This is a genomic window from Micromonospora sp. CA-244673 (assembly GCF_050948395.1).
Classification (GTDB): Bacteria; Actinomycetota; Actinomycetes; order Mycobacteriales; family Micromonosporaceae; genus Micromonospora.
On record NZ_CP192019.1, the window covers coordinates 3,419,278 to 3,442,933 of the forward strand.

General features: G+C 69.9%; 17 protein-coding genes and 1 pseudogene. 8 read left to right on the top strand and 10 right to left on the bottom strand.

Translation table 11 applies throughout. From position 1 onward, the window contains the following. Positions 1-23 precede the first annotated feature (23 nt). Complete coding sequence (locus ACQP12_RS15915; RefSeq protein ID WP_433288771.1) at positions 24-1,355, bottom strand: MFS transporter; 1,332 nt, start codon at positions 1,353-1,355, stop codon at positions 24-26. Between the two features lie 129 nt (positions 1,356-1,484). Here ACQP12_RS15915 and ACQP12_RS15920 point away from each other — a divergent pair, with 129 nt between their 5' ends. Then, positions 1,485-2,564 carry a DUF5937 family protein gene (locus ACQP12_RS15920; RefSeq protein WP_433288773.1) on the top strand — a complete coding sequence of 360 codons (1,080 nt, stop codon included), beginning with the start codon at positions 1,485-1,487 and terminating at the stop codon, positions 2,562-2,564. Between the two features lie 210 nt (positions 2,565-2,774). Here the strand turns inward: ACQP12_RS15920 and ACQP12_RS15925 are convergent, their stop codons facing one another. Beyond that, positions 2,775-5,495, bottom strand: coding sequence for a hypothetical protein (locus tag ACQP12_RS15925; protein ID WP_433288775.1), 2,721 nt, complete (start codon positions 5,493-5,495; stop codon positions 2,775-2,777). Positions 5,496-5,870: 375 nt separating this feature from the next. Between ACQP12_RS15925 and ACQP12_RS15930 the strand changes: the two genes are divergently transcribed. Further along, positions 5,871-6,965 (top strand): winged helix DNA-binding domain-containing protein, encoded by a 1,095-nt coding sequence (locus ACQP12_RS15930; protein WP_433288777.1) that lies wholly within the window; start codon positions 5,871-5,873, stop codon positions 6,963-6,965. 615 nt (positions 6,966-7,580) lie between these two features. Here the strand turns inward: ACQP12_RS15930 and ACQP12_RS15935 are convergent. Further along, entirely contained in the window at positions 7,581-8,612 is a 1,032-nt protein-coding gene (locus tag ACQP12_RS15935) for a glycoside hydrolase family 3 N-terminal domain-containing protein (protein ID WP_433288779.1), read from the bottom strand. Positions 8,613-9,279: 667 nt separating this feature from the next. Between ACQP12_RS15935 and ACQP12_RS15940 the strand changes: the two genes are divergently transcribed. Then, positions 9,280-9,594: a PadR family transcriptional regulator gene (locus tag ACQP12_RS15940; RefSeq protein ID WP_433288781.1), complete on the top strand. Its 315-nt coding sequence runs from the start codon at positions 9,280-9,282 to the stop codon at positions 9,592-9,594. Further along, the gene (locus ACQP12_RS15945) at positions 9,594-10,457 is read left to right on the top strand and encodes a hypothetical protein (protein WP_433288783.1); all 864 of its coding nucleotides are present in this window, start codon (positions 9,594-9,596) and stop codon (positions 10,455-10,457) included. Before ACQP12_RS15940 ends, ACQP12_RS15945 begins: the two co-directional genes overlap by 1 nt. Positions 10,458-10,674: 217 nt before the next feature. Here ACQP12_RS15945 and ACQP12_RS15950 read toward each other — a convergent pair whose 3' ends face one another. Beyond that, on the bottom strand, positions 10,675-11,856 hold the full coding sequence (locus ACQP12_RS15950) for a DUF4241 domain-containing protein (protein ID WP_433288785.1): 1,182 nt from the start codon (positions 11,854-11,856) through the stop codon (positions 10,675-10,677). A gap of 142 nt (positions 11,857-11,998) precedes the next feature. Between ACQP12_RS15950 and ACQP12_RS15955 the strand changes: the two genes are divergently transcribed. Together ACQP12_RS15955 and ACQP12_RS15960 are read left to right on the top strand one after the other, a co-directional pair. Continuing rightward, complete coding sequence (locus ACQP12_RS15955) at positions 11,999-13,033, top strand: questin oxidase family protein (RefSeq protein ID WP_433288787.1); 1,035 nt, start codon at positions 11,999-12,001, stop codon at positions 13,031-13,033. 36 nt (positions 13,034-13,069) lie between these two features. Further along, a pseudogene (locus ACQP12_RS15960) lies at positions 13,070-13,325 on the top strand (IS630 family transposase); the annotation flags it as partial. 18 nt (positions 13,326-13,343) lie between these two features. On the opposite strand, the gene ACQP12_RS15965 reads toward ACQP12_RS15960, so the two are convergent. The 6 genes from ACQP12_RS15965 to ACQP12_RS15990 all read right to left on the bottom strand — a co-directional run bounded on the left by ACQP12_RS15965 (position 13,344) and on the right by ACQP12_RS15990 (position 21,347). Then, positions 13,344-13,856, bottom strand: a complete 513-nt coding sequence (locus ACQP12_RS15965) for a DUF402 domain-containing protein (RefSeq protein WP_433288789.1) — start codon at positions 13,854-13,856, stop codon at positions 13,344-13,346. A 128-nt stretch (positions 13,857-13,984) separates the two neighbouring features. Next, on the bottom strand, positions 13,985-16,156 hold the full coding sequence (locus ACQP12_RS15970; RefSeq protein ID WP_433288791.1) for a HelD family protein: 2,172 nt from the start codon (positions 16,154-16,156) through the stop codon (positions 13,985-13,987). A gap of 488 nt (positions 16,157-16,644) precedes the next feature. Beyond that, positions 16,645-17,553: a ferritin-like domain-containing protein gene (locus tag ACQP12_RS15975; RefSeq protein WP_433288793.1), complete on the bottom strand. Its 909-nt coding sequence runs from the start codon at positions 17,551-17,553 to the stop codon at positions 16,645-16,647. Positions 17,554-17,856: 303 nt separating this feature from the next. Continuing rightward, the gene (locus ACQP12_RS15980) at positions 17,857-18,852 is read right to left on the bottom strand and encodes a cytochrome d ubiquinol oxidase subunit II (protein WP_433288795.1); all 996 of its coding nucleotides are present in this window, start codon (positions 18,850-18,852) and stop codon (positions 17,857-17,859) included. Beyond that, a complete protein-coding gene (locus tag ACQP12_RS15985; protein WP_433288797.1) occupies positions 18,849-20,276 on the bottom strand; it encodes a cytochrome ubiquinol oxidase subunit I in 1,428 nt (475 codons plus the stop codon). Before ACQP12_RS15985 ends, ACQP12_RS15980 begins: the two co-directional genes overlap by 4 nt. 120 nt (positions 20,277-20,396) lie before the next feature. Then, entirely contained in the window at positions 20,397-21,347 is a 951-nt protein-coding gene (locus ACQP12_RS15990) for an NADP-dependent oxidoreductase (RefSeq protein WP_433288799.1), read from the bottom strand. Positions 21,348-21,719: 372 nt separating this feature from the next. Between ACQP12_RS15990 and ACQP12_RS15995 the strand changes: the two genes are divergently transcribed. Together ACQP12_RS15995 and ACQP12_RS16000 are read left to right on the top strand one after the other, a co-directional pair. After that, positions 21,720-22,187, top strand: a complete 468-nt coding sequence (locus tag ACQP12_RS15995; protein ID WP_357949239.1) for a YkgB family protein — start codon at positions 21,720-21,722, stop codon at positions 22,185-22,187. A gap of 271 nt (positions 22,188-22,458) precedes the next feature. Continuing rightward, positions 22,459-23,643, top strand: coding sequence for a low temperature requirement protein A (locus ACQP12_RS16000; RefSeq protein WP_433288801.1), 1,185 nt, complete (start codon positions 22,459-22,461; stop codon positions 23,641-23,643). Positions 23,644-23,656: the final 13 nt, after the last annotated feature.

A 23,656-nucleotide genomic window follows, 5' to 3' on the forward strand; every position in this document is an offset into this window, starting at 1 on the left:
TAGGTCGAGTTGCCGGGAGAGGTCTAACCTCTGGCTTTCACAGCTCTGCACGTACCAGCCCCACCGTGAACGCTCCTGGTGAGGGGACCAACGACGGCCAGGGTCCCGCCATCTGCGGCATGACTCACGGACTCCCCAATCGAACGGTGCAGGCGATGCCGTCGAGTGCCCAGGCGCAGCGTCGCTGCGCCCAGCAGGGTCGCGGCGGCCAGCGGCAGCCACAGCGCCGCCGCACCCAGGCTGAGCAGACCGGTGATGATGATGGAATCGGCGGCCCGGGCCAGGCCGTAGCTGAGCTGCCAGCGGGCGAGCGCCCGCCCCATCAGGTGTGGCGGCGCTGACTCGATCACCAGCGGCACGCCACTGCCGGTGTAGAGAATTTCACCCAGCGTGTAAGGCGCGATGGCGAGCGCGACGAGCACCGTGCCGGGGCCGCCGCCGGTCGCCCCGCCGAGCCAGAAGGCGAGGTAGGAGGCGGCGAGTAACAGCCCGGACCAGAACAGCACAGTGCGGTGCGGCCACCTCGCGAGGCGCACCACCACGACCAGTTGCAGCGCGATCACCATGACGGTGTTGGCGACGAAAATGCCCGAGGACCACGCCAGGGACGCGTGCAGGCCCTGCACCAACAGCAGCGGCAGGGCGATCTCGAGGATGTCGGCGTGAAACGCGTACGGGATCCCGGCCAGGGCCAGGACGGTAACGGCGCGTAGGCCGGCACCGCGCGCTTCCTTCGTTGCCGCGGCCGGGGCGGGGACCGGAACATCGTGATGGGGCAGCGGCACCCGGGCGATCACCGCCGCGCCGAACGCGCACCCGAGCGCCGTCACCAGCGCGAGCCAGCGGAGCACCTCCGGCCCGGTCGCGACCAGAACCGTGCCGAGCAGGGCGCCGGCGCCCAGGCCGGCGTTGCGCAGCGAGCGGCCCGCGGCCAGCGCCGCCGCACGCTGGGCCGGACCGGCGAGCGCGGCGACCAGCGCGGAATTGGTGGGCGCAGCGATTTGCGTGCCGACGCCGATGAGCACCGCACCGATCGCGAATCCGGCGATGCCGGGCACCAGGGCGAGCAGCAACGCCCCCACCGCCCGCACCAGTAGGGCGGCGACGGCGGGGGCCCGCCGCGCCCCGCGGTCGATCCACCATCCGGAGAGCGGGACGGCGCCGAGGCCGGCCAGCATGCCGACGGTCAGTGTCATACCGGCCTGGGGCGCGCTGAGGCCGATCAGCACGGCGTAGATCACGATGAACGGGCGCAGCATCCCGGAGGTCGCTGCCTCGACTGTGGCGCTGAGCGCGTAGCGGCCGCCGCCCGGGATGCGGACCAACTCACGAAGCGTCGTACGGGTGGTCGTCACGGCTGCGATCGTGCGGCCGCAGGGCTGCCAAGGAATTCAGGTTGGCCAGCGTCGTCAATCCACGGCCCGTCGATTGACAGACGACGTCAATCGGTCCGCCCGGGCGCGAACCCCTGCCATGATCGGTACGTGGTCACCTCGGTCGACATCGCCGGCGTACCAGCCGATCGGATCCGGATAACGCCGTCACCGCTCGCGGAGCTCGGCGCGGTGCTGCACGTGCTCGCGGAGCCGCAGCATCATCCGGACACCGCCGCGGCGGTTGCGATGATGGCGGCTGCCCTTCCCGCAGAGCTGGCTCCGGGCCTCGAGGAATTCGGTCTGCTCTGGCGCTCCGGCCGGGCCGACTTCCTCTTCCCGTCCGATCCACGGCCGAGCCTGCGCGAGGAACTGGACGACGTCGACCGCCTGGACGACGAGCGCTGGGTCGCTGCGGCGCTCGCCGCCCATCGGGCCGTCTCACCGGCGCCGCGAATGTGGTCGCCGCTGCGTGACCCGATCGTGCGGCAGCGGGCGCTGGCGGCGGCCCGCGCCCGAGGGCCGCGGCAGGCGGCGTGGGCCGAGCGGGTGCTCGCCGATCCGACCGCCGAGCGCGAGCGGGTACGACGCTTTCTGCTCGCCTGCGAGTCCGCCTTCTTCGGCACGGTCTGGAAACGCGTCCGCCCAGCGCTCGCCGAGGAAGCCGACCGTCGACGCTTCGACCTGACCCGCGAGGGTATCGGCGCCCTCGGCCGGATCTCGCACGCAATCGGGGTCGACACCGAGCGCGGCATTCTGACGATCGACAAGCTGCAGGACCAGACCGCAGACGGTCGCGGCAACGGGATGACGCTCATCCCGAGCGCGTACGGCGCACCGCACATGACCGTCGTCTACGCCCCCGGCTGGCTGCCCGTGCTGCAGTACCCGGCACCGGGCTGGAACCCGCGCCCGGTGTTGCGGGCGGACGAGCTGGATGCACGGCTGACCGCGCTTGCGCACCCACTGCGGCTGCGTTTCTGCCGTACGCTCGCCCGAGGTCCGCACACGACCGGCGAGCTGGCCGACTATTGGCAGGTGACGGCGCCGGAGGTGTCCAGGCACCTCGCGGTGCTGAAGGCGGCCGGGCTGCTGATCTCGGCGCGCCGCGGCCGCTACGTGACGTACCGCCTGGACATGGAGGCGTGCACCGGCCTGGGACAGCAACTGGTGGACGTCCTCGGGCGCTGACCAGCCAAGATGAGAAGCGAGCTGTGCCACGCAGCACCTGGCTGCCCTCGCGCCCGGTTTCACGGCGCTCGCGCGTGAAGCGGCCGGTGGCAGTGTCGCGGGAGTGCGATGCCGTCGACAGTCCCCGGGTCGTCGAGCTCACCGCCCCTCGCCCTTCCTTCCCTCCGGAGCGCCCTCGGCGTGGAGCCACTACGCACGAGCCGGTACGCGCTAGCGTTCCAGCGCCTCGTCGGTCGGCTCGCCGTTCGGACGGAGATCGTCCGGCTGCACCACGACCTGGGTCCATACCCGTGGGGGTGGGGGCGCCTCCGGCGCCGCAACGGGATTCCCGGCCGCCGCCGCTTCCGAAAGGACAAGCAGCCGCTCGACGTCCTCCGCCGTGCAGTGCGCCGAGAGTTCCAACTCGTTCAAGAGATCGAGTAGTCGCCGAGCGTACTGGGCAGGTACGGCACCGGCGGATCCGCCGGCGCCCTGGTTCTCGGCGATCTGGCGCTTCTGCCAGGTGTGCAGGTGCCTGTCGAACTCCAGTGCCTGGTCGCGCTGAAAGCCGAGCCACTGCATGGCCCGCACAAATTCGCTGTCCGGCACAAGGCTCTTCGGGCGGTTCTGCCGGCCCACCTTCTCGATGAACGAGTCCGGCCACTGGATGCAGAACCGGTAGAGGCAGATGAGCCGGGGCAGCACGTACTCATGTAGTTGGCGAGGGCGCTCGGTGAGTAACAGGCCGTGAATTCCCCAGTGCTCGATTCGCCGGGCCAGTGCCTTGATGTCGGAACGGACGCGGCCCTGCCGCCGCACCCCCATCGGAGCCGCCCGATCCCACAGGTCGGCGAAGCGTCCGGCCAGCGCGTCATCGAGCTCCGCCCAACGCTGCCGGTTTCCCCGGGCGTCCTCGGGTTTGGCTGGCTGGCGCCGCGCGCTGCCGAGGAAATCCTCGAGACTGTCGGTCGACGCGTCTCTCAGGAAGTGCCACACCCCGTGGCCGTTACGCATGACGAGCCGGCCGCGTGACCCGTCGTAGAGCCGGCGAAACTGCCGCGAGCTCAGCCGGCCCGAGGACCTGAACCTGACCCAGACGTACAGCGCAACGCCGAGCACGGCGACTCCGCAGGCAAGGCTGAACAGGGCCGCCTCGTTGGCGTGCCGGGACAGCAACCCCAGTGCCTGGTCATGCAGCCAGCGCAGCCGGTTGGCATCTCCCGGCGCGCCGGGGGTCGGCGCCACCTCCAGCTTGGTCCTCATGTCCGTCGTGGCGTCCAGCACCGTCACCAGGCTGACCAGGCCAACCGCGAGGCTGATCACCACGCCGCCCTTCTGGATCACGTCTGCCTCGCGGACCCGCCGCTCGTCGAAGGCGGAGGTGATCGCGGCCACGAGGTCGTCGTAGCGGGACTTGACCCACGAGGACTGCTCGACGATCTCCGCGCCGTGCTGGCGTACCCGGGCGAACAGTCCGGTCTCGGTGATCGCGCCGCGCAGTCCGCGCACACTCCGCCCGTGCAACTCGGTGAGTTTCGCGTCGAAGTCGTCCTGCAACCGCTCGGCCGCCGCGTCGATGCTTGCACTGGAGGCCCGCGTCAGCGCGCGCAGGTGGCCGAGGTCGGCTACCCCTTGGAGCAGGATCTGGTGCAGCAACTGCACGGCGCGGTGCGCTTCGTTGAGCGCTCGACCGCGTCGCATCGGCAGGTGGGTCGAGAGCGCGTCCCACAGAAACGCGCCGCGCTCGGCCATCGCGGTGTAGACCTGAAGATGGTTTTTCCAGATTTCCAGGTCACGCTCCACCGTGTACAGCTCGCTACCGCTGCTCGCCTCTAGTTCACTGAGGGCGACGACGATCCCCGCCGCGTCCTCCTCCTGGCGGCGGATCGCGGCCGCCTGCCGGTCCGGGTCCCGCTGGCCGTCGGCGTCACGGGCCGGGTAGCCATTGCGGGACGGCAGGATCAGGTAGTGCGGGGTGTAGGTCTCGCCCTCCCGCCGAAACCGGCGCAGCACCATGAAATCACCGTTGAGCACGGCGCGGCTCACCACCGAATCCCGAGCGGTGCCGGTCAACAGCAGCTCGCGCGCGAGCCGATCACCTACCCGCTCGCTCCGCTGCAGATAGCGGTAGGCGTCGCTGCGCAGAGACGCCGGAACGGCCACCCAGAACGTCGGGAAGTCGTACTGCCAATCGAAGATCCGGAACTGGACCGGCAGGAGCTGCGCGGCGAGCAACCGCTGCAGGCTCTCCCCGACCCGCAGCAGATAGCTGCGGTAGGCGGGCACCTGCTCGGCCGGGATCCGCACGTCCTGCGCGCCGTCCACCGCCGGGACCAGCAGCTCCGCAGGGACGTGCCGACGGCTACGAGGCAGCGACGTCCACACCGAAATGCTGGCTCGGCACAGCGGCCGCTCGACAAGGTAGGAGAAAGAAATGTCGACCACCGCATACAGGGGCAGATCCGGATCCGCCGGAATGCGCAGTGACCCCATCCGCCGCGGCTCCAGGAAGATCTGATGCCGCAGCTCGGCCAACTGACGCCAGGCCTGTCGATCCTTGTCCAATGCGGCCAGGCACCCCTGCCGCACCTCGTCGACCAGCTCGGCCATGAGTGACCGGCCCGCATCACTGTTGGCACGTTTGTAGTCGACAGCGTCCTCTCCACGGCGGACCCGCCCCAGCCAGGCCGTGCCGTCCAGCACCCCGTCCGGTCGGAGCAGGGCGTCGAGCAGGCGACGATGGGCGGCGAAGTCCACACCGCCTGGCTCGGTGGTGAGACCGTCCGGGGAGCAGTCCGGATCCCGCCGCAGCAGCTCGACCTCCGGAATGCGCCAGGCCGAGGTACGGACCATGATCAGGCGGTTGAGCGCACCATCGCGGTCGCCGCCCGTCCGCGGCTTCGAGCGTTCCTGCCGCCCCGAGCCGCCGCCCCCAGAGGCCTCCGCCGTCACGGGCTGAAATGCGTCCGCCCGGGTGCTCGTTGGCGCCGGCTCAGGTGGCGGCGGTGACGACGAGACCTCGCCCGGCAAGACAGGATCAGTGGGGGCAGCCTGGGCCGGCTCGACGAATTCCCCTTGCTGGTGAGGCTTTCCCACGTTACCCCCCGCATCGTCGCCTGTCCTCACGGTAAGCGGCTCCACCGACGCGGACGAGATCCGCTCGGACGAGTGCTGGGGGACCATCTGGTGGCGTGCGCACGACCGTTCTCGCGAACAGTCGGGCGATTTCCGACCCGGCGACGACCAGCAAGGTGGCAGTCGCGCCGGTGGCACCACCTCGAAAGCAATCAACGGCTCGGAAAACGGGTGGGCGATAGGGTCATCGCCGTGAGCGTGCTCAACCCCCGCGCCCTCAACCGGGCGCTTCTAGCCCGCCAGCTCCTGCTGCAGCGGCACGACATGCCGGTCGCTGACGCCCTTGAGCACTTGGTGGGGTTGCAGGCCCAGGAACCCCTGGAACCGTACGTCGGGTTGTGGAGCCGGCTGGCGGGTTTCCAGCCGCCGGCGCTGGTGGAGCTGCTGCTGAGCCGAGGGGCGGTCCGCACACTGCTGATGCGCCGCACCCTCCATCTGGTGACCGCGCGCGACTGCCTCGCGCTGCGGCCCGTGCACCAGGCAATGCTGGTCTCACGCATGTGGTCGACCCTGCGCCGGGTGCTGCCCGGCGTCGACCTCGACGACCTGGCGAGACTGGGCCGGCCACTGTTCGAGGAGCGGCCGCGCATGCTGACCGAGGCGGCGCGCGCCATCGCCGACCGCTGGCCGGGAGTGGAGCCGCGCTCGCTGGGTGACGCGCTCAGCACGCTCGTGCCGCTCGTGCAGGTGCCGCCCCGCGGTGTCTGGGGCGAGCGCGGCGCCGCGTACAACACCACCATCGAGACGTGGCTGGGCCGCCCGCTGGAGCCGCAGTCGCCGGTCACCGTCGACGCGTTGGTCCTGCGCTACCTCGCCGCCTACGGCCCGGCGGCCAGCGCTGACATCCGGGCCTGGTCCGGCCTGAGCGGGCTGCGCGAGTCCGTCCAACGGCTGCGACCGTCGTTGCGGACGTTCCGCGACGAGCGCGGCCGCGAGTTGCTCGACGTTCCCGACGGCGCGCTGCCCGACCCGGAAACCCCGGTGCCGCCGCGTTTCCTGCCGGCGTTCGACAACGCGGTGCTCGGCTACGACGACCGCAGCCGCATCATCGACCCGGAACATCGCGGTCTGAGTGTCACGGGCGCCCGCTTCCTGCTGGTCGATGGCCGGGTCGTGGGCACCTGGGCGATCACGCTCGACGACGGCGCGGCGACGTTGCAGATCACGTCGCTACGCGCGCTCGCGAAGCACGAGCGCGACGCCGTCGTCGCCGAGGGCGAGAGTCTGCTGACCATGTTCCAGCCCGAGCCGCAACGCGCCAACCACGTCACGATCACGGACGCTTGACCAAGGTGTGGGCGCCGTAGCAAGGGTGCGGAGCTTTCCGCCCTGAGCGTCGAAGCCGGCCAGGTCAGGCCCGGTTTCGAAGGTGCCGGATGACCCTGTAGGGCGCAGGTCGTGGTGCGGCAAATACTCGCCGATCTCAGGCTGCCCGACGTTGCGACCGCGGCCGCCGAAACCCGCACCGGACATGTCGCAACAGGGGTGATCAACCTGATCATGCACTCCAGCGACGACGGCACGCTGGTCACGAACCGTTGGGTCGGTCCATGGGGGAAGGGGATCGGGGGAGCAGGTTGAGAGCATGAACGCCGTTGGACTGCATCCAATGGCACCGAACGCAGCCGGACGCGGAACAACCGGGCGGTACCCTCCCGGCTGCCGGCGGGCGTGTAGGAGCCGTTGACCACGCGTGCGGAGGCAACAGGATCCCCGCAGACCATCCGACCCTGTCGTCGTTGCTGCTGGCCGCCAGTTACGAGACGGCGATGTTCGGCACGTGGCACTGCCGTTGGTTGCCCTCTGATAACCCGCACTGCAAGCTGACCTGAGGGTGTTCGGGTCGTTCACGGGCCGGTTCGGGCGAGCGAAGCCGCGTCGGACCGCCGCCGCACTGGACGGTCAGTGGAGACGGGCCCGCAGGCCGGCGATCCGATCCACTGCGGCGATGAAGCCGGCGGAGTCGAGCTGGCCCGCGGTCTGGGCGTTGACCAGGGCAGCGGTGGCGGCTTCGCCCTGGCCGACGTCGCGGGCGGAGCACAGGATGAGGTCCATGCCGGCGGTTGCGGCGGCGACCGTGCGCTGGCCGGTGCTGCCGTAGTGGGCCAGCGCACCGGCTTCCAGGGCGTCGGTGACGGTCACTCCGGTGAACCCGATGCGCCCGCGCAGTTCCTGCCTGACCACGGTCGGCGACAGGCCGGCTGGGTGGTTCGGGTCCAGCGCGGGGTAGATGGCCCAGGACAGCATGACGAGGTCGACGCCGGTGGCGACGGCGGCTGAGTACGGGAACTCGTCGGCGCCGCGCAGCGTGGCCAGCGACTGGGACAGGGTGACCGGCCGGGTGTCGGTGTTCTGGTCCGTTGCGGCCCGTCCCAGTCCGGGGAAGTGCTTGGCGGTGGCGGCTACGCCGGTGCGCTGCTGGGCGGTGATGAACGCCCGCGCCAGGGGCGCGACGGTGCCGGGGTCCGCGCTGTAGGAGCGCTGGTACTGGTCGATGAAGTTGCCCGCGGTGGAGTAGACGTCGAGAACCGGGGCGAGGTTGACGTTCACGCCAACTGCGGCGAGGGTGCGGCCGGCTCCGGTGCCCGCTGCGGCCGCCGCGGCCACCGGGTCGCCGGACTGGCCGATCCGCTTCTCCGAGAGCGCGGGCGCCCCCGGCAGCCGTCGGATCAGGCCACCCTCCTGGTCGACCATCAGCAGCAGCGGCACGTGGATCGGGCTTTGTGCCTGGGCTCGTCGCAACTGGGTGATCACCGAGCGGATCTGGGCGGTGTCGGCGATGTTCTCCCCGAAGAAGATCACCCCGGCGGCCTCACCGGCGCGGATGATCCTCAACAGGCTCGCCGGTGGTGTCAACCCGGGATAGGAGTAGATGATCCGCTGCCCGGCCAGTTGCCGCTTGGTCAGGCCGGCCGACATGGTCGGCGCCGGCACGGACGGCACCGGCGCGGGTGACGTGCCCGGGAACCTCGTGGGCGGCGGCGCGGTCGATATGGACGGCGATGCCACCCGTCCGCCACCCGACCCACCGGGCGCGGACCAAGTCGAGCGCGCCGCATCAGGGGCGGACGGCCCGAGCGTGGGGGCGTGCGGGGACTGGCAGGCGACCATGGCAAGGCCGAGAGTCCCGGCCGCCAGAACGATGCGAAGCTTCGCCGCTGAGTACATGACCACCTCCAGGTAGCCGCACCGATCCCGGTGCGCCTGACGGGACCCGACGATCGGTCGACGGTGACCGGTCTGCGGTGCGCCCATCTCATCCGCCAGCACTGAGGAAAGGCAGCCGCTCCGGCGGGGATCGCCAGCGCTGCGCCTGCCGCTATGGGTGTCTCCCGGTGTCACCGGACCCCGTGCGGCGGCGGCTCTATCAGCAGTATGTGCGGGAGATTCGTCGGTGGATAGTCGCCCACATCATCACCCTGAGCGGCCATTCGGCTAAGCCTTCGCACGCCAGCGGTTCAGCGGGCGGGCACCGTCTCGGCGTCCGGCGCCGCGGCTCGGGACGCCTGACCTGTCGGTGTCCATCTGGCAGGGAACGGTCAGGCTTGACGGAGTTGCTACGTACTGCGATGCTACGCGGGACGTAGCAAGGGAGGTTCTCGTGGCCGGGCTCGCCGACCTCGGCCGGTTCTCCGAACCGGCACTGCACATCCTGATCAGCCTCGCCGCGGGGCCCAAGCACGGCTACGCCATGCAGGACGACATCGGCGAGCTCACCGGCACCCGCCCCGGACCCGGCACGCTCTACGGCGCGATCCGGCGACTGGAGGAGCACGCCTACATCGAGGCCCTGCCCGAGCAGGACCGGCGCAAGCCGTACCGGCTGACCGACGCCGGCCGCGCAGCCCTGGGCGCCGAGCTGCAGCGCATGCGGTCCCTCGCCGCGACCGGGCTGCGCCGGCTGGCGGTGGCCTGATGCGCGCCCGGATCATCCGCGCCGTGCTGGCGCTGTACCCGGCCGCGATCCGCGAGCGCTACGGCGATGAGATCGCCGAACTGCTCGCCGCCAGTGACACCCCGGCCCGGGACCTGGCCGACACCGTCCGCTGCGCGCTGCGCGACCGGCTCACGCAACAGGCGGAGACGATGACCGTGGCTCGGGCGCGTACCGCTGGCATCACTTTGATCAAGCTGGTCGTCGCGCCGTTCGCGTTCGGCGTGCTGCTACTGCTACTTCTGACCACGGCGGGTCTGCTGGCCGACATGACCGGCGCGCACGAGGCCGCGCCCTACGGGTACGCGCTGGCGGTGGCGCTCGCCGCGACCTCGATGTGGTGGTTCGGCCGGTGGATGGCACGCTCCGAGCCGATCGTCGGGGCCGCCGTCGTGGTTCCTGCGGCGCTCGCGCTGGGCGTCGCGGGCATCAGCGCCGTACCGCATCTCGGTGACGTCCTCGGCGAGGTCCGTGCCGGCTCGCTGGCGGCCGTGGCCTGCTGGGCGGTCGGCGCTACCGGTCTCGGCTGGGCGGTGAGCGTCCTGCTGCGCCGCGGCCGCCGCGCCGCTGCCTGGCTCGGCAGCGGGATGGGGGCGCTGCTGTTGCTCGACGCGGTCACCGCCGTGTATGTGTTCACCGCGCTGCCGCCTGACCGTGCCCCACGGCACAATGCGCCGCTGTGGTACCTGTCGGCCATGAGCTGGTGGGATCCGGGCCTGGTCGACGGCGCGTACCGGCAGCTCGAGGACTCGATCAAGATGCTGCCGCCGGTGCTGACTATGTGCACGGTGTTCCTGCTAGCCGTGGTCGGCGTCACCGCGCGTCGGCCGCGACTGGCCGCGTGATCGGTGTGACTGTCACCTGACGGCAGCGTCGAACCTGTCTGCTGGCCCGCTTTCCCCTCAACTGCCGGGTTGAGTGCCTCGACCTGCCGTCGACCCGGAGGCGCTCGGCCGCTCACGGTTCCTCGCACCCGATGGCCCACCGGGAAGGCGAGACGCGCCGCGAACAGTTCGTCAGCGCTCGTCGTCCGACTCTGCCCAAATCGTCTGCGGCGTGTCGTCACTCCTCGTCCTCGTCTTCCGAGTCGGTGGAAAAGAGCAACATGTCCGCGACGAAGCACGCCACGGAACCGGAGGCGTCGTAGCCGATCCACGTGGGGTAGGCGCCGTCGCCCCAGCCGCTGGACCAGGCGACCATGTCTCCCGAACCGGTCGTGCGGTAGCGCGGCTCGACCAGGCCGTCGAGTGTGCGCCAGACGTCCACCAGGCGGTCAGCGGAGTCGGCGTCGACGAAGCAGGCCATGCCAGCATCGACGCCGAAGCCGAAGAACTGCTGGTAGCCCAGGTCGAGCGGGTCCTGCCCGTCGCGTAACGCCAGCTCCCATCGCACCGCGGGACGGTCGCTGATGTCGAGGCGGGCGGCGGCGACCCGGGTATGCCGCGGATCATCGACGAAGGTCGCGAGGCTGATGGAGACCGGGTACGTGCCGGGCGGCACGGTGACGTTGAAGGGCTCGGCGTCGAAGTCCAACGAGGAAGGATCAGCGGCGATCAGGCGGCCGGACGGCACCTGCAGCCGCCCCGCGCTGTGGGCCGACAGGCGAAGATGCCGATCGTTGTACTCGACCTGCGCACCGGGGGTGAACAGGAGTTCGATGCCGTGTGGCCGCAGCGGCCGGGGCGGACGCCAGGGTGGCCGGGGCGCGGTGCGTACCGGAAGCGGATGGTGCACCGCGTCGATGACCTCCACGGGCGGGTCCCCGGCGAGACTCAGCAGTTCCCGCCATCGGCGAAAGCCCGGAATCGGCAGGCGGGGCGGCGGCTGTATCGAACGGGACTCGTGCCGATCGCCCCGATCGCCACGCGGCTCGACGACGTCGCTGCGCTGCCCGGAGAGTCGATAGGTGGTGCTGGTCCGCGCCGCGACATGCGGAAACTCGTGTTTGCCCACATCCGGCGGGCCGTCCCAGGTAGCGGCCCGGCGCAGGAACAGGTCGCCGCTCCCCGTGCCGCGCAGCTCGTGGCAGGACACCTGTCGGCCAGCGGCGTCGAAGCGCGACACACGGCAGTACTCGTCGGCCCAGGTAACGTCCATCACCGCGTGCCGTCGACCATCGATCAACAGCACGGCCGTGTACGGCTCACCCGCGGCGTCACGGGCCTGCGCGGCAGTCGCGGTCAACGGATTGACCACGCCGTCGTCCCAGCCATCGCAGTACACGACCTCAAGCCTCGCGATCACGCCGTGACCATACAGATCATCGCCGGTCGACATCCTTGCGCCAAGATCATGTCCACGCTTCCGCCGCGGACAGAGCGTCGCGGGATCCGAGGGAAGTTGCTGGATTGACTTCAACCGAACTTCAGATTGAAGACTCGAGCGCATGACGAGTTCCGTCCTCGACGAGGCATACGAACGGGTGCGCCACACTGGCCCGGAGCGGAACGGTTGGCTGTCCAACCACGCCCCCATGGCGGTGGAGGCCCTGGTCCACCGCGGCCACGAGCGGGCAGTTCACCGATGGATTGATGGCTACGCGGACAAGCTGGAAGAGCGACCACGGGGTATTCGGCCCATCCCAAGGGATGAGTGGCGTGACCCGCTCGGCGACCCGGTCCGTACCGGCGACTGGCTGAACTATTTCGACCGCGAGTTGGCCGGCGAACCGTGGCGGGAAGTGCTGGTCCGGTGGTGGCCACGCCTGCTACCTGGCATAGCCGCTGGCGCGACCCACGGAGTCATCCGGGTCGGCCACGCCATACGCGCGCTGCTCGACGAGGAGACCCAGCCGCGCGTCGCCGAACTCGGTCAGGGGCTGGCCTACTGGGCCGCCCGGTGGCAGCCCCTCGCACCGCCCGGCGCCGGACCATACCCGACCACCGACGCCCGGTCCGCGCTCGACGCAGTACCCCGCATACCCGACCAGCGGTCCGGCATCCGAGCCCGCCTCGCTCAACTGGCCGACCTGGCCCTGTGGCCTTCGCTAGCCGGCGCAGTGCCCGGCAACGCCAAGGACGACGTCCCAACACGGCTCGCGGGCATCGTCGACGCCGCGGTCATCCGGCACGGCACCCACGGGTACGCCAGCCCTGTCATGCTCGTCCACGCCGCCACCGCGCCGAACGCGGTCCTGCGTGCCTTGCCGGCTCTACCGCCGACGCTCTGGGCGCCGAGCCTCGCCGCCGCCTGGGCGGCGACAGCCGCGGTTACCGCCGCCTACGCCCCGGCCGAGGCGCGGCCGGTCCCGCCCGCCGGCACCGAGCTGAGCCTCGACGAAGTCATGCGCCGTGCAACAGACACCGGAGACGCGCACGCGATCAAGTTCGTTGATGCCGTAGGCGACACGTACACCCGCTCCGGAGATCCCGCGCTGCTCGCCATCGCCGCGCAATCCATCGAGCAGATCGCCGCCGACTGACGAACATGTGCCCTCTGCCGCGCCAGGCGCGACGTGTGCTTCACCCCGACGTACGCGTGCTGGGCCAACCCGATCGAGGCCCACTTCGGGCCTCTGCGACAGTTCACCATCGCGAACTCGAACCACCCCAACCACCCGATGCAGACCCGGGCCCTGCACGCCCTACCTGCGCTGGCGCAACGCCAACGCCCGCCACCGGGACGTCCTGGCCGCCGAGCGCCGCGAACGCGCTCGCATCCGCTGCGAGAAGGGCATCCGCTGGGGCGGACGCCCCCTCGCTTCCGCAGCCTGACCAATACCAGAGCCAAGCTCAATCGACCTGGTCCAGCCATGTGCGGTAGCGGCGTCCGAAGGGTTCCGCGCCGTCGCGCAGCGCAGTTGACAGCCACTCGGCGGTACTCTCCGCGCGCGTGATGATGTCTCGTGGATAGCCGTACTGCCTCTGATGACTGGCGAACTCATCCTCGTCGTCCATAAAGACGGACCCGTCCTGCCGTATCCGGCAGACATCCAGATCCAGGTCGACCGTGGTCACTTCCCCCTTATGCGGCCAATCGGAGGGAGTGGTCACGTCGCAGTAGACGTCCAGGTGGGCTGGAGCTGCCTGGAACAGAGCCGTCCACCAGGCGTTGCGGGGAAAGAGCATGACTCGTCGCTCCTTGGTTGCGTAGACCTCGCCCTCCCCGCCCTTGCTGTAGATCGTCCCGATCGGAGCGCCGAGCCAGACCCCGAACTCATCCTCGCCCAACCACACCATCGAGTGGTGCCGGTGCAGGCTGCCATCGAACTTACGGACCACGACCCGGACCTCGGCTTCTCCCATGACGGGAGGCTATTGGCGGCCGGGCAAACGCGACGGCTGCCCACCCTGCTCACCTCCGGACAGAACGATCCTCACGTCCCGAGGGCGCGCCCAGCATCCGGCGATTCTCTCCATGGGTGTGGCGGTTGCTACCTGAGCACCAGCTGTCCGAGTTCCTGGGTGCATCGGGTGAGCGCGACGTAGAGCCCGTTCCAGCCGCGCGGTTCAGCGGCGATGCCCTGGGGGTCAATGAGTAGCGTCGCGTCCCATTCCAGTCCCTTGGACTGGGTCGCGGTGAGCACCGGCACATCGCTCAGCACGGTCAGGAGTTCGGCGATGCGGTCGGCGGGGGCGATGACGCCAACCGTGCCGCCATGCCACCGTTGCTGTAGCTGTCGCACGGCCTGGGCGGCGGCGCCGGCAAGCTCGGCGGGCGTCACCGTGAGTACCCAGGGGGCGATGCCGGCGGAGCGTACCGCCCGTGGCGGCGCGTTGTGGCTGCCAGCTTTTTTCAAGACGGGTTCGGTGAGGTCCATGACCTCACGCGGGGTCCGGTAGCAGATGGTCAGTTCCGCAGCGGCCCAGCGGTCTCTGAAAACAGCCTGCACCGCTTGTGCCCAGCTGGTGTGCCGATGTGCTGCCTCCGCCTGGTCGATGTCGCCGACGGCGGTGATGGAGCGGCTGGGACAGCGCCGTAGGACCATCTGCCACTGCATCTCGGACAGCTCCTGCGCCTCGTCGATGACGACGTGGCCGTACACCCAGTCGCGCTGCCGGCGAGCGTGGTCGGCGACGAACTCGCCCTGTGGTTGCGGGGTCTCGATCTCGCCCAGCAGGTCGGCGAGGGCGTCGAGCAGGGGGATGTCGCTCGATGCCCACAGTGCGGGCTCGGCCGAGACGGCGGTGATCTCCTCCGTGGACAACTGCGGGGCGAACCGGGCCAGCAGGGTGCGGTCGGTCAGGAGATCAACCAGTAGGGTTTCGGCATCGAGGGTGGGCCACCATGCCTCGATGAACCGGGCGATGGCCGTGCTCTCGGCGATACGAGAACGAAGGCCCTCTATCTCCCCCTCGGAGAGCAATCCGTCGACGTCACTGCCGGTGGACCTCCTGCAGAAGTGGTGGTCGTGCTGCATGCTCCTGTCGACGCGGGCGAGGATGTCCTCGAAGCCCTCCTCCATCTCGTTCATCAGCGCCTCGCGCTGCTCGACGACGGCTTCGGCGAGGATGTGGTGCAGCTGCTCGGCGAACGCCTGGCGGGCGCGGTGGTACGGGCGTCCCTGCACCGCCGAGGCGAGCGCCTGTGCCACTGTTGCGGCGGTGATGACGTAGAACTCGCCCTCCCAGCGCAGCTTCAGCTCACGGGGCCGGGGGAGCAGCGACGTGACGTAGTTTTCGAGCGCGGGTTGCCAGAGGGCGCGGCCCTTGATTTCGGCGAGACGCCGGCTCTCGTCCCGGCCCACGCGAATCTTGGGCAGCAGAGTGTCGCAGGTCGCCGAGACGACGGCGGTCTCACCGAGCGCGGGCAGCACCTGGGCGATGTACTGGAGGAACCGCGGCGAGGGGCCGAGGACCAGTACCGCCTGGTCGGCCATCTTCGGGTGGGCGAACAGCAGGTAGGCGACGCGATGCAGGGCAACGACGGTCTTGCCGGTGCCAGGACCGCCCTGAACGATCAGCGGGCCGGTCGCCTCGGCCCGGATGATGTCGTCCTGCTCGCGTTGCAGCGTGGAGATCGCCGTCGACATGCGGCCGGTGCGCCGCTGGTCCAAGGCGGCCAGTAGGGCGCCTTCACCGACGAGTTCCGCCGTCATGGTCCCGTCCAGTGGCTCGTCATCCACGCCGACAACGGCCGATCCCGTCGTGCGTATGTGACGGCGCCGAGCCTGACCCTGTGGGTCGACAGCCGTCGCGGTGTAGAACGGCCGAGCTGCGGGAGCGCGCCAGTCCACCAGCAGCGGCTCACTGTCCTCGCCGTCGTCGCGGAGACCGACACGGCCGATGTGTCGCACGGTGCCATCAAGGCCGTCGAGGCGGCCGAAGACCAGCCCTTCCCGTGCTCGCCGTAGCTCCTCGTACTGCTGGCGGAGCATGCGCCGCCGTGCCTGTTCCAACGGATCCAGGGCGTCTGACGAAAGCTCGGCCTGTAGGTGGTCGGCGAGCCTGTCGCGCCGGGCCGTGGCCAAGTCGAGAAACTCTTGTTCCTCGGCGACCGCGGATCGGCGCGCGACGCCCTCCGCGGTAGAGGATGGCGGTTCGCCGTCTGTTGTTACCTCGCTGACGCCAGCAATGCCGTTTTTCAGAGCAGAATTCCGGCGCATTCGCAAATCCTTGCACTGGTGTCCCTCGGCCCGGATGAGCCGCAGCGGCGGCAAGCATAGAGCTGGTTTCTCCTCGACGGCCAGGAACCCTGTCGGCGGAGATGGGAATCTCAATGCCTTGCAGTTCGGTGCCGAATGTGGCCTCACCCAATCTTGATTCGCCTATCGAAAGTTCGGTCCTTGTCCGTGATCCGGCTATCGAGCCAGCGTGAGCCGGTCCTGCGAGACGTTGCCGTCGGCGGCCTTCGCCCGGGTTCGGGGTGCGGTCCGAGGTCCTTCAGCATGGGGGCATACGGTGGGCGCCCGCCCGAGGAGCGGCCCTCCAACCGGGTCTGGGATCCATCGCCGTGCGGGCCCGCACCTTGACCCGATCTCGCTCGCCCTTGCTCATCCGGCCGAAGACGGTCATGACGAGATCGTGAGCCTCGTTGTCGGGTCGGTGGGTCCGCCGACCTCCGGCACCCAGAACTGCACGCGAAGTGGGTGAATCAGCCGGCAGCCCCGCCGCTCATCGCGAGGTCGCCGTTGAGGCCGGAGGGATAGAAGCCGCCGGAGTTCGCCGGCCTCGCGTTGAGGTACACGATGTTCAGCACCGACTGGGCCGAGCGGCCGTAGGCGATGCCGTTGGCGTCCGTGGGAACGAGGTTCGCCTCGGCGCTGGTGCCGATACCCTGGTCGTCGTCGACCGGTCCGTCGAGACTGTTGCGGGCGTCGGAGAGTTTCTGCACACCCGCGAAGACGGCATCGTCGATCATGCCTTCGTTGTAGAGCGCGGAGCGGACGATCCCGGCGTGGTACGCCTCCGTGGCGAGCAGACCCGCGGCAGCGTCCAGGTACGTCTTGTTGGACAGCAGCGGTGCCGCTCCCTTGAAAGCGGAGACGCCGACGTCCTCGAACAGGAACGCGGCGAACAGGAAGTTGAGATCGTTGGCGTACGGGTCGAACACCTCGCCCGACTTGATGAGCCCGGCGGCGGTGGCCGCCGCGGTGAAACTCGTGTCGAGAGAGATCGCCGGACGGGAAACGGCGTGCTCACCGAGGGCGGACCGCAGGAAGGCCACATGCTGCTGCTCGTCCGAGGCGATTTCCCGGGCGAACTTGCGCACCACCGAGTTGCTGAAGTTGACCATGCCCCCGCCGCTCACCTCACCCCGGGTGCCGGTACCGGTGGTCATCTCGTCCGGCAGTCCCTGCCCTGTGGTGGCGCGAAGGTAGAACTCGGCTTCGAGATATTCGAGGTTGAGGGCGAAGTTCAGAATCGTCGCGTCACTCGGCCCCGAGCCGTCCGACGATTGCGCTGCGGGATTGGTCGGGTCCGTCATCGACGTGAGCTTCCGTCGATCGTCATCCGACTCCGCGCTGCGCGACACCGCCTCTTTGATGAACTTCTTCACCATGGACGTCGACCCCCGTTCCGATCCACGACCACCGGGTACTCCATCGATATGTCGCCGGTGCGCCGCGCGCTGATGCCGTCGGTGCTCACGCTAGGCGCGGCGGTGTCTCGGCCGTACTCCTTTGCCGAACGTTCATCCGCGGGAGGCGCACGGCAGGGACAGCCGCACCACCTCATGCATGGGGCGGCCGTCGATGTGGCCGAGAGGTCGACGCCGCCACGGGGTGGGGCGTAGGGCGCTCGGCTGACCGACGGATGAGACGGCACGCCGACCGAGGTTCGGCACGGCGCAGCGTGAACCGAATCAGGTGGTGTCCAGACGACCGCGCTGGTGCAGAACGAACAGCAGCGCCATGGCCGGCACGACGAGCAGGAGCGCCGCGGCGGCGACGAGGGTGAGCGACGCCAGGGTGGCGTCGGGAGCGGCGGCCTCGTCGATGCGGAGGTGGGTGCCCAGCAGGTACGGGTACTGCGCGACGCCCCAGCCGACCACCACCGTGCCGGCCGCGCTGACGGCGAGCGCCTGCAGCAACCGGGGCGCCGCCCGGTGCAGCAGGGCGATGCTGGCCAGCCCGCATGCCGCGGAGACCAGCACCAGCGGCAGGCCGCGGCCGGTCAGCCCGTCGAACAGGCGCCCGGCGTCTGCGTGCAGGACGGCGATCCCCGCCAGCGCCACGGCGCCGGTCGCCACGGCGCTGGCCCGGGCTCGACGGCGGAACCAGCGTTCCAGGCCGGTGTCGGCGAGGGTGCGGGCCTCGGCGGTGAGGAACACCGCGGCGACGAACGCGCACACCCCGACCGCGAGCACTCCACCGAGCAGCGATGTCGGGTTGACCCAGCTGGTCACGGGATCGCCGTGCCCGTCGGCGGGCACCCGCCCGGAGGCGATTCCGCCGGCGACCGTGCCGAGGAAGAACGGCGTGATCACCGACGAGGTGGCGAACGCCGCGCCGGTCGCCCGCTGCTGGCCGGTCTTCACCACCACCTTCCGGAACGCGAACCCGCTGCCCCTGACCACGATGCCCAGGGCGGCGAGGCCCAGCGGAACGTAGAGCGTGGTCATGATCGCGGCGAACGCGGACGGGAAGCCGGTCCAGAGCATCACCAGGCAGAAGATCAGCCACACGTGGTTGGCCTCCCACACCGGCGCCAACGTGTGGTCGATCAGGTGTCGGGGAGCCTGCCCTCGTCGGGCGCCACCAGCGGTGAGATCCCAGAAGCCGGCACCGTAGTCCGCGCCGCCGAGCACGGCGTAGGCGGTGACGCCGATGAACAACACGACGGCGGCGAACGTACTCATGCCTGACCTGCTGCCGGCGTGCCCTCCGAGTCCCGGGGCGGGCCGTAGGGCACGTCCGTCTCGGTCGCCCCGCCCTGATCGCGCCAGCGGCGGCGCAGTAGCCGCAGGACGTACACGGTGGTGGCGCCGACCGCGACGTACAGCGCGACGGTGGCGGCGAAGAACAGCCACAGGTTGCCGGACGTGGTGACCGCGTCCCGGGTGAGGAGGTGACCCACGACCGTCCACGGCTGCCGGCCGACCTCGGTGACCACCCAGCCCGCCTCCAGCGCCACCACCGCGAGCACCCCACTCAACGCGGTCGCCCGCAGGAACCACCTGCTGCGCGGCAGGTCACGGCGGCGCCACCAGGCCAGGGCGTACCAGGCGGAGAGGCCCAGCAGCGCCGTGCCGATACCGACCATGACGTCGAAGCTCAGGTGGACGATCGCGACCAGCCGGTCCGGTGGTCGCACCTCGGCGGGTATGGCGTCCAGGCCCTGGATACGGGTGGACGGCGAGTAGCCGGACAACAGCGACGCCCCCGACGGAATCTTGATGCCGCCGTGCACTTCCCCGTTCGCGTAGTAGCCGCCCAGCACCTCCGGCACGTGGGTGCCCGTGGTCCGGACGGCCTCGATCGCGGCGAACTTCGCCGGTTCGTTCCGGAAGACCTCGCGCGCGACGATGTCCCCGACGAAGATCTGCAGCGGGGTGACCAGCGCCGCGACGGTCAGCGGTATCGCCAGGCCGAGCCGGTGGTACCGGTCGCGGCGGCCGCGCAGCATCCCGGCGGCGTACACGCCGGCGACGACGAACCCGGCGACCATGTACGCGGCCAGCAGCATGTGGATGGCCTCGAACCAGAATGCCCCGTTGAAGATCACCTCCAGCGGGCGGACCTCCACGATCTTGCCGTCCCGCATGGTGAATCCGCCCGGCTGGTTCATCCACGCGTTCGCCGCGACCACCGACAGCGTGCCGCCGATCCCGGACAGCACCACCGGCACACCGGTCCAGAAGTGCGGCCATGGTCGCATCCGCTGCCACCCGAAGACGTAGATGGCGACGAAGATCGCCTCCAGGAAGAAGAACAGACCCTCGATCGCGAACGGGATGCCGAACGCCGCGCCGTAGGTGCCCATCAGCCGCGGCCAGAGCAGCCCGAGCTCGAACGACAGCACCGTCCCGGACACCGCGCCGACGGCGAACAGCACCGCCGCCACCTGCGACCAGCGGCGGGCCAGCAGCAGCGCGGTCTCGTCGTTCCGACGAATGCCCCGGGCGTTCGCGATCAGCATCAGGAAGGTGAAGGCCACCCCGAACGGCACCAGGATGATGTGGAAGCCGAGAGTGAAGGCCATCTGCTCGCGCGCCGGCAGCAACTGCGCCGGATCCGCCGGCGCCAGACTGGCGCCGACCGTCATCAGTGACAGACCAGGCATGGCCCGTGCTTCCCGGTCACGGCGGCCGGAAACGTACCGATGGGGTGAGGATCAGGCAAAGTGGGAAGCGACCGGAGCCCGTCACCGAACAGCGGCCGCAGGTGCCCGCAGCGGCAGTGACTAGTCAGCGACGTGGATGACGATCTTACCGCGGCGTTTGGCCGTCTCGAGCGCCTCGTAACCTGAGCGCGTCTCAGTGAGAGGCAGCACGCGGTCCAGTACCGGCCTCAACCGGCCGCTGTCGACGAGCTCGGCGATGGAACGCAACGCGTCCTGGTTGGGCTCGACGATGAAATACACCCCGCGGGCGCCGTGCCGGGCTGCTTCCTGCGGGTCGGGTGGGGTGACGAGGGTGACCAGGACACCGCCTGGTTTCAGGACTGACCAGGACCGCGACTGCGTGGCTCCTCCGACAAGGTCAACGACCACGTCGACGTCGCTGACGTGATCCTCGAAGCGGTCGTGCGCATAGTCGATGACCTGCTCGGCGCCCAGACCCTTGACGAATTCCAGGTCGGCCGCGGCCGCCGTGGCGCTCACGCGAGCACCGAGACCGGCCGCAAGTTGCACCACGTAGATCCCCACGCCGCCGGCGCCGCCCTGCACCAGCACGTGCTGGCCGGCCTGCAGGTCGGCGTGGTCCACCAGGGCCTGCCAGGCACTCAACGCGGCCAGTGGGAGCGCTGCGGCCTGGTCGTGGTCAACGGTGGCGGGTTTGGCCGCCAGGACGGCCGCGGGCAGGGTGACGTACTCGGCGGCCGCGCCATCGCGGGTGAAAGGGATCAAGCCGTAGACGGCCTCCCCCTCGGCGGGGCTCTGCACCCCCGTCCCGCACGAGGCGACGACTCCGGAGAACTCGTGCGACGGGATGATCGGCGTGCGCTCAGGCCCTGACCCGTCCGAGCTGTACGTCCAGGTCTGCGGCCACGTGAGCTCAGTGGGTGTCATGGAAGCAGCCTTCACGGCCACCAACACCTCACCAGGCCCCGGCTCAGGCCGCGGCGCCTCCTCGTACACGAGCTGCTCCGGCCCGCCTCTGGTGTGAGCTCTCACGGCGTGCATCGTGCTCATCCGACTGCTGCTCCCTCCCGACGGCATGTCGATCAGCGCGCCGGCCGCGCCTGGACAGACCGCGGGCCAACTCCCGCATTATCTGGCGGTTCGGCAGCGCGCCTGCGGGACTTCCGTAACCCTTGCCCCTTCGGCTCAGATGCGCGCTGAATCACGGGCTCCGGGGCAGCACGCGACGGTCGTCCGGCGGCGACCGCCGAAGCCAGCATGTGCGGATTACCCGATCAACGTTCAAAGACGAGGCACCCGCCGCCCCGGCCGATGAGACGTCAACGTGGTGACGAGCGCGCCCGCCCTCGGTGCGTGTGGCGGGCCCAAGCGGGTAATGGTCCCCAGCACGCCGACCGTCGACACCGCGACTAGGAGCGAGCGATGGGCACACGACACGCCTCGGCCGATGACCTCGCATCCGTAGGCCTCTCGGTCCTGCGCTCCGCACTGGCGACGAACATCCTGTGGATCGGTGCGCTCAAGTTCAAGCAGTACGAGGTCGAGAATGACGAGCCCCTCGTCACCTCGAGTCCGCTGTTCTCGCGGATCCGCGAGAAGCTGGGCGCCCAAAGGCTCAACCGACTCATCGGGGTCACCGAGATCACCGTGGGCTCTCTGATCGCCGCGAAGCCGCTTGCGCCCAGAGCGTCGGCGATCGGTAGCGTCGCGGCGGTCGGGATGTTCCTCACCACGCTCAGCTTCCTGGCCACGACGCCCAAGGCTCGGCAGGAGAGGCAGGGGATCTTGAGCCTTTCTCTGCTGGGGCAATTCCTCTTGAAGGACACAGTGCTTCTCGGTGCCGCCCTCCTGACAGCTGCCGACTCGCTGCACACCGCCCGCCACCGATAATCCCGTTCGGCAGGGCGCTCGGTGCGCGAGGTTCTGCGTCGCGTTGAGCGTCCCTCCACGACGCGTTCAGCGCTGCGCTCGCGACCGGACGAGGCTGCCGCCGGCACTGGTGCCTGGCGTGCACGGGTCATGCCCGCGCTTGGGGCGCCGCCTGGGGTAACGGGCCGCCGCGGTTGACTTGGCGGTATCGGGTGTGTTCGGGCATGCCGGGCAGTTGAATGGATCAGTGGGCAGCCGGTTTGGGGGGCAACGGCGGGCCGCGGGTCGGGCGGTGGGTTTGCTGCGGATGAGCGGCAGCGCGCAGCAGGCGACGTTCGTGGAGTTGTTCTTCGATCTGGCGGTGGTGTTCGCGCTCGACCGTGTGGTCGCGGGGTCGTTGCCCGGCTTCTTCAGCGACGACCCGGTGCAGCGGTGGGGCAATGCCGGCCGGACGCTGTTGCTGTTCATAACGGTGATGTACCTGTGGACCACCACCGCGTACATCACCGGCCGGTTCGAGCCATACCGAGCGGGCATCCAGGTGATGCTGCTGTTCAGCACCTTCGCCATGATGATCATGGGGACCGCGGTGCCGGGGGCATTCGCCGGTGAAGGTCTGGTGTTCGCGGTGGTGTTCGTGACGACGCGGGTGGCCCGCCCGGCCGTGATCTCGCTGGGTCTTCGGTCGCACCGGTTGCGCCGGTTGTACTGGCGCGTAACGGCGTGGTTATGCCTCGCCGGGGTGTTTTGGGTAGGCGGCGGGATGGCCGTCGGCGCCGCCCAACTGGTGTGGTGGACGGCGGCGGCGGTGGTGGATCTGGGATCGGCGAGGTTGGGCTGGCCAGCGCCCGGGCTGGGTCGGCATCAGAACACCATCTGGCAGCTCGCCGGGCACTACCTGACGAACCGCAACGAACAGCTGTTGATGATCGCCCTCGGTGAGAGCATCCTCGCCGTCGGGATCAGCTACAGCAGCCACCCGCACGACCTCTACAAGACTGCTGGCCTGGTGATCGCTTTCGCCACCACGACACTGCTGTGGCGGGTGTACTTCCACAAGGCCGGAGAGCTGCTGCCCAAGGCCCTCGACGCGGCAGGCGATCCCGCGGTGTGGGGTCGACGAGTCGCGTTCGCGCATGCGCTGATGGTGCTGGGCATCGTCACCACCGCAATTGGATACGAGATTGTGCAGCACAGCCACACCCGGGTGACACACCCATCGTGGCTGGCGGCAATCCTGGGCGGCCCGGCACTGTTCCTCGTCGGCCGGGCCCGCCTGGAGCACCTGGTCTTCGCCCGGGTCTCGCGGCGCAGGATCGTCGGCATCGCCCTGCTGGCCGCAGCGTCACCGCTGATGGGGCAGGCCTCGCCGCTGGCCACCGCGACCACCGCCGCCGCAGTGCTGCTGCTCATCGCCGTGCTGGACTGGCGCAACGCCGCGGGCAAGCCACCGGAGGTCCCGTCGCCGCCCGGCTGACCGCCGCCCGCGA

Bases quoted from the DNA above. Each gene is read 5' to 3' on its own strand.
- ACQP12_RS15945 (WP_433288783.1), top strand. From the start codon at position 9,594: ATGCGCGCCCGGATCATCCGCGCCGTGCTGGCGCTGTACCCGGCCGCG.
- ACQP12_RS15955 (WP_433288787.1), top strand. From the start codon at position 11,999: ATGACGAGTTCCGTCCTCGACGAGGCATACGAACGGGTGCGCCACACT.
- ACQP12_RS15965 (WP_433288789.1), bottom strand. From the start codon at position 13,856: ATGGGAGAAGCCGAGGTCCGGGTCGTGGTCCGTAAGTTCGATGGCAGC.
- ACQP12_RS15970 (WP_433288791.1), bottom strand. From the start codon at position 16,156: ATGCGCCGGAATTCTGCTCTGAAAAACGGCATTGCTGGCGTCAGCGAG.
- ACQP12_RS15975 (WP_433288793.1), bottom strand. From the start codon at position 17,553: ATGGTGAAGAAGTTCATCAAAGAGGCGGTGTCGCGCAGCGCGGAGTCG.
- ACQP12_RS15980 (WP_433288795.1), bottom strand. From the start codon at position 18,852: ATGAGTACGTTCGCCGCCGTCGTGTTGTTCATCGGCGTCACCGCCTAC.
- ACQP12_RS15985 (WP_433288797.1), bottom strand. From the start codon at position 20,276: ATGCCTGGTCTGTCACTGATGACGGTCGGCGCCAGTCTGGCGCCGGCG.
- ACQP12_RS15990 (WP_433288799.1), bottom strand. From the start codon at position 21,347: ATGAGCACGATGCACGCCGTGAGAGCTCACACCAGAGGCGGGCCGGAG.
- ACQP12_RS15995 (WP_357949239.1), top strand. From the start codon at position 21,720: ATGGGCACACGACACGCCTCGGCCGATGACCTCGCATCCGTAGGCCTC.